The sequence below is a fragment of the Pleomorphomonas koreensis DSM 23070 genome (genome assembly GCF_000425185.1).
Lineage (GTDB): Bacteria > Pseudomonadota > Alphaproteobacteria > Rhizobiales > Pleomorphomonadaceae > Pleomorphomonas > Pleomorphomonas koreensis.
The window spans coordinates 1-4272 of sequence record NZ_AULH01000047.1; the positions used below are offsets into that span (position 1 = coordinate 1).

Sequence of the window (4272 nt, forward strand, 5' to 3'; positions counted from 1 at the left end):
AGGCTTGGAACGACCTAAAGACGGAAACGGGGCGCATCGCTTCGCTCACCGACTACCCCTACATCAGAAAGGTCAGGACCTAACGGAACTGGTATTATTGTTATGCCGTCGGCAACGGAGCGACCATGTTCACGAAGCTCGCGACAGACGACCTTGATTTGCGCGAACTGTTCAACGCCTCTGCCAATGCATACGTCGTATTCACGCGCGATCTGGCGATCGCAGGATGTAACGACGCCTATCTCAGGGCCGTCGGGCGCGAAGATCGCGAGGAAATCGTCGGCCGTCCTCTCTTCGACGCATTTCCCGCCGATCCGGCGTCGGATGCCTATCGAATACTGGCGACTTCACTTAGTCGGGTTTTGGAGACGAGCCAACCCGATCATATCGCGCTTATCCCTTATAATACGGCTAAACCGGATGAGCCGCCTCTGGTCCGTTACTGGAGCGCCACGCACACCCCAATCAGGAATAAAAACGGCAAGCTTATCTATATTCTTCAGCATACCGTCGACGTGACTGAACTGGAAACCTTGCGGCAACGAGACGCGCTTTCCAACATGGCGGAGTCCGGCGTGCTATCCCGCGCCCACGCCGTCCAAACTACCAGCGCCAAGCTCTCGACCGAAATCGCGCTGCTGCGCGATCTATTTGCCCAGGCCCCCGGCTTCATCGCCGTACTGAAGGGACCGGATCACGTTTTTGAGTTGGCTAACGATGCCTATCAAATCCTAGTCGGCCGAAAGAGCCTGATCGGGCGCAGCGTGGCCGAGGCGCTGCCGGAGGTGGTGAACCAAGGCTTTGTCGATATTCTGGACGACGTGTGGAAAAGCGGCCAGCCGTTCGTAGGACGCGCGGTTCCCGTTTTTCTCCGGCCCGCCGTTGGGGGCGAGCCGGAGCTCCGGCATATCGATTTTATCTATCAACCCATCCGGGATGCGGCCGGCGTCGTCACCGGCATTTTCGTTCAGGGGCATGACACTTCGGTGGAGTGGGAGGCGCAGCGCGATCTGCAACGCCAGACGGAATTGCTGCGTCTCGCGCAGGAGGGCGGGGGCTTCGGCACCTACGACTGGGATCTGATGAGCAACACAGTCAGGGGCACGCGCGTGTTTCGGGAGCTCTTCGGCCTTGCCGAGGCCCCGGACGATATTCCGGTCCCCGACCTGATGAAGCGTATCCACCCCGAGGATGCCGCACGAATGAACGCGATGACGTCCGGCCCAAGCGACGAGATCGAAACATCGCACGAATTCCGATTGCTGCTTGACGGCCGCGTGAGTTGGATAGGCGCCCGCGGCACGATCATACGCGATGTCCATAACCGCCCGGAGCGGGTGCTTGGTGCCGTGCACGACCTGACGCGACGAAAACAGGTCGAGGAGCGCCTCGACATGTTGGCGCGCGAGAGCGCTCACCGGGTCAAGAACATCCTCACCATCATGCAGATCATCGTCGACAACACCCTACGCAGGGCACCCTCACTAGAAGCTGCGCGGCAGAGCCTAGGAGAGCGGATCGCCGCACTCAACAAAGCGCAAACCAGAATTCTTGGCGGGCCTGAGGAATGCCGCCTGACGGATATCGTTCAGGACACGCTGACGATCATCAGCAATTTGAGTTCAAGAGTGACGATCGAGGCCGGGGGAGACGCTGAGCTCGCTCCTCGTACGGGGCTTGGTGTCGCGCTGGCTCTGCACGAACTGGTCACAAACGCCCTGAAATACGGTGCACTTTCCAATGCTGACGGCAGGGTCATCATCGGATGGCGCGTTCGCGCGGAAGGTTCCGAGGATTCCGCTCTCGTTAACCTTGACTGGTGCGAGGTGGGCGGTCCACCGATCGAGGAAAGTAAAAAGGGGTTCGGTTCGATACTGATCCGGAACAGTCTCGCTCATGACCCGAGAGGACGAGCCGACTGGATGGCGACACCGGAAGGCGTGTGCTGCCAATTCGTGTTCGGTGCGAAAGCCGTCACGCCGGAACAGACCGCGGGAACGCCAAGACCGGCGGATGGTATCCCCGGCGTCTTGCCGCTTGCGCCTAGGCCAAGCGTTTAATTGCGCCCTTGCGAATTAGCCCCATCCGAACCGGACGGGGCTAATTTTTCTTTGCTTTGCACCAGCTGATTTGGTTCGGTGTGTCAAAGCGCGGACTAGCAGGACCGAGCCTATTGCTTGATCGGTGCCGGTGCAACGATCTGGGTCATGAGATCGTGATTCCATTCGCCGTCAACTTTCACATGGGCGATGGCGCCAAGCTGCTCGGCCTTGATGAGGTTGTGGTCGACGTAGTTGTAAATGCCCGGCTCAAGAAAAGTGTAGATCATCGCCCCGGCACTTCCCCCGCGGATGAACCATGTTTCGAAATCGCGTTGCGGCGGATTGTTGAACTTCCCATGTTCCCAAGCCCAGTCGGCATGACCACCGATGAGGTGCGGTCGGCAATCCATGATGCCGGAGGAGTGGATGAACAGGACCGTCTCCCCTACCTTGGCCTTCATTGCGTTATCGCCTGTGAGAGCGCCGACCTTGCCATTGAATACGACATGGGTCGGTATGAGCTTTTTCATGACCTCGATGGTATCGGCGAAGGCATCTCCGGGGCTTTCGTAGGTCCTGTACGCGCCCTTCTCATCACGGGGAACATAAAGATCGAACTCGCCGATCGTATAGACCTGATCGTAGCTGATGCGCTTACCATTGGCGTCCTTGAGGCCGTCGCGCGGCAACACCATGAGCGTGCCGCTCATACCGGACGTGACATGCCAGGAGATCATGCCCGGAGGCGCGCAGTGATAGAGAAACACCCCGGCGCGCGTCGCCTTGAAGCGTATCGATGCCTGCTCTCCCGGATTGATCAGCGTCAATTGTGCGCCGCCTAGCGCGCCCGTCGCACCGTGGAAATCGATGTTGTGGGGCAGCGTATTTGATTCGGGATTTATGAGAGTGAGTTCGACGTAGTCGCCCTCATGTACCACGAGTGTAGGCCCGGGCATCGATCCTTCAAAGGTAAGGGCCTGAAACGATGTGCCCTCGTCGTCGATGACGATCTCCTTCTCATAAACCATCATTTGGAATTCGACGATCTTCGGCCCGCCCCTTGCGACCTGACCGTGCTTCATGACGTTGGGAGGCGGCACCAATTGCGCCTTGACGCGAGACAGCTTGGCGAGTGCCTTCGGGTCGGCGACGGTGCCGCCCATGGGGTTGTCGGATTCATCCTGGGCCATAGCCGGAACAGCCGAAACGATGGCGGCCGCGGCGGCTGCACCGAACAGAGCGGAACGACGAGTGAGCATCAAGCACCTCCTATGCAAGGACTGTTGCAACGCTAATCTGCCGACTTTGTTCCTGACTGCGGGAATTCTGTTAGGGCGAGCCAATAAGAGGCGCATCGGGATTTGCGATTTGCGATCTGCCCAATGCCGCTTCGGCTCTTGCTCTTGGTCTCAATGCGGATCTCAGTGCCTTGACGAAACCCACTTAAAGCAAAATCAGCAGCGCAGGTTTTTCGGTCCCCAGAAGCTGATCCAAGCTTTGAAACCGCGCGACACGCCGGACGTTAACGAGGGGCGACCGACCTTGAGACAAGGAGACTGAATTAATGCTCAAAGAATTTGAAAAGTTCGCCTTGCGCGGCAATCTGATCGATCTTGCCATCGGCGTAATCATCGGCGGCGCCTTTGGCGGGCTCGTCAACTCTATCGTTGCCGACATTCTTATGCCGGTGATCGGCCTCATCACCGGCGGCATAGATTTCACCAATCATTACTTTCAGCTTTCCGGGCCGCCCGTGGCCAATGACCTCGCCGCAGCGCGTAAGGCCGGAGCGACAATCGCCTACGGCAATTTCGTGACGCTCACCCTGAATTTCCTTATCGTCGCTTTCGTCCTTTTCCTGTTAGTGAAACTAGGCGGTAAACTCATAAATTCGCTTGGCGGTTTTTGGCTGCCGTGATTCAAGGCTTCCGACTGAGGGAGCTCTGGATGACGCGCCGCCGTTACGAACTCACTGACCACGAATGGTCGATCATTTCGCCGCTGCTGCCGAATAAGCCTCGTGGCGTTCCTCGCGTCGACGATCGTCGCGTGCTGAACGGCATCCTCTGGCGCTTCAGAACAGGTTCCCCCTGGGCGGAAGTTCCAGAACGCTATGGCCCGTCGACCACCTGCTACAATCGCTTCGTCCGCTGGCGGAAGGCTGGTGTCTGGGATCGACTTCTCGAAGCGGTTTCTCAGGCTTACGACGGCGATATCATCATGATCGACT

3 protein-coding genes and 1 pseudogene are annotated in these 4272 nt (G+C 58.3%); 3 read left to right on the plus strand and 1 reads right to left on the minus strand.

The genetic code is table 11. The annotated features are described in order from the left end of the window. Positions 1-125 precede the first annotated feature (125 nt). Positions 126-2060 carry a PAS domain-containing protein gene (locus H512_RS26060; RefSeq protein ID WP_053240088.1) on the plus strand — a complete coding sequence of 645 codons (1935 nt, stop codon included), beginning with the start codon at positions 126-128 and terminating at the stop codon, positions 2058-2060. A 110-nt stretch (positions 2061-2170) separates the two neighbouring features. On the opposite strand, the gene nirK is transcribed toward H512_RS26060, so the two are convergent. Next, the gene (nirK, locus tag H512_RS0119780; protein WP_026784880.1) at positions 2171-3301 is read right to left on the minus strand and encodes a copper-containing nitrite reductase; all 1131 of its coding nucleotides are present in this window, start codon (positions 3299-3301) and stop codon (positions 2171-2173) included. Positions 3302-3606: 305 nt separating this feature from the next. On the opposite strand from nirK, the pseudogene mscL reads away from it, so the two are divergent. Both mscL and H512_RS26695 read left to right on the plus strand, forming a co-directional pair. Further along, a pseudogene (gene mscL, locus H512_RS25180) lies at positions 3607-3927 on the plus strand (large conductance mechanosensitive channel protein MscL); the annotation flags it as partial. Positions 3928-3989: 62 nt separating this feature from the next. Then, positions 3990-4272 (plus strand): IS5 family transposase (locus tag H512_RS26695; protein WP_026784881.1); only part of this gene is annotated, 283 nt, incomplete at its 3' end.

Coding starts and splice junctions, on each gene's coding strand:
- nirK (WP_026784880.1), bottom strand. CDS start 3,301: ATGCTCACTCGTCGTTCCGCTCTGTTCGGTGCAGCCGCCGCGGCCGCC.
- H512_RS26060 (WP_053240088.1), top strand. CDS start 126: ATGTTCACGAAGCTCGCGACAGACGACCTTGATTTGCGCGAACTGTTC.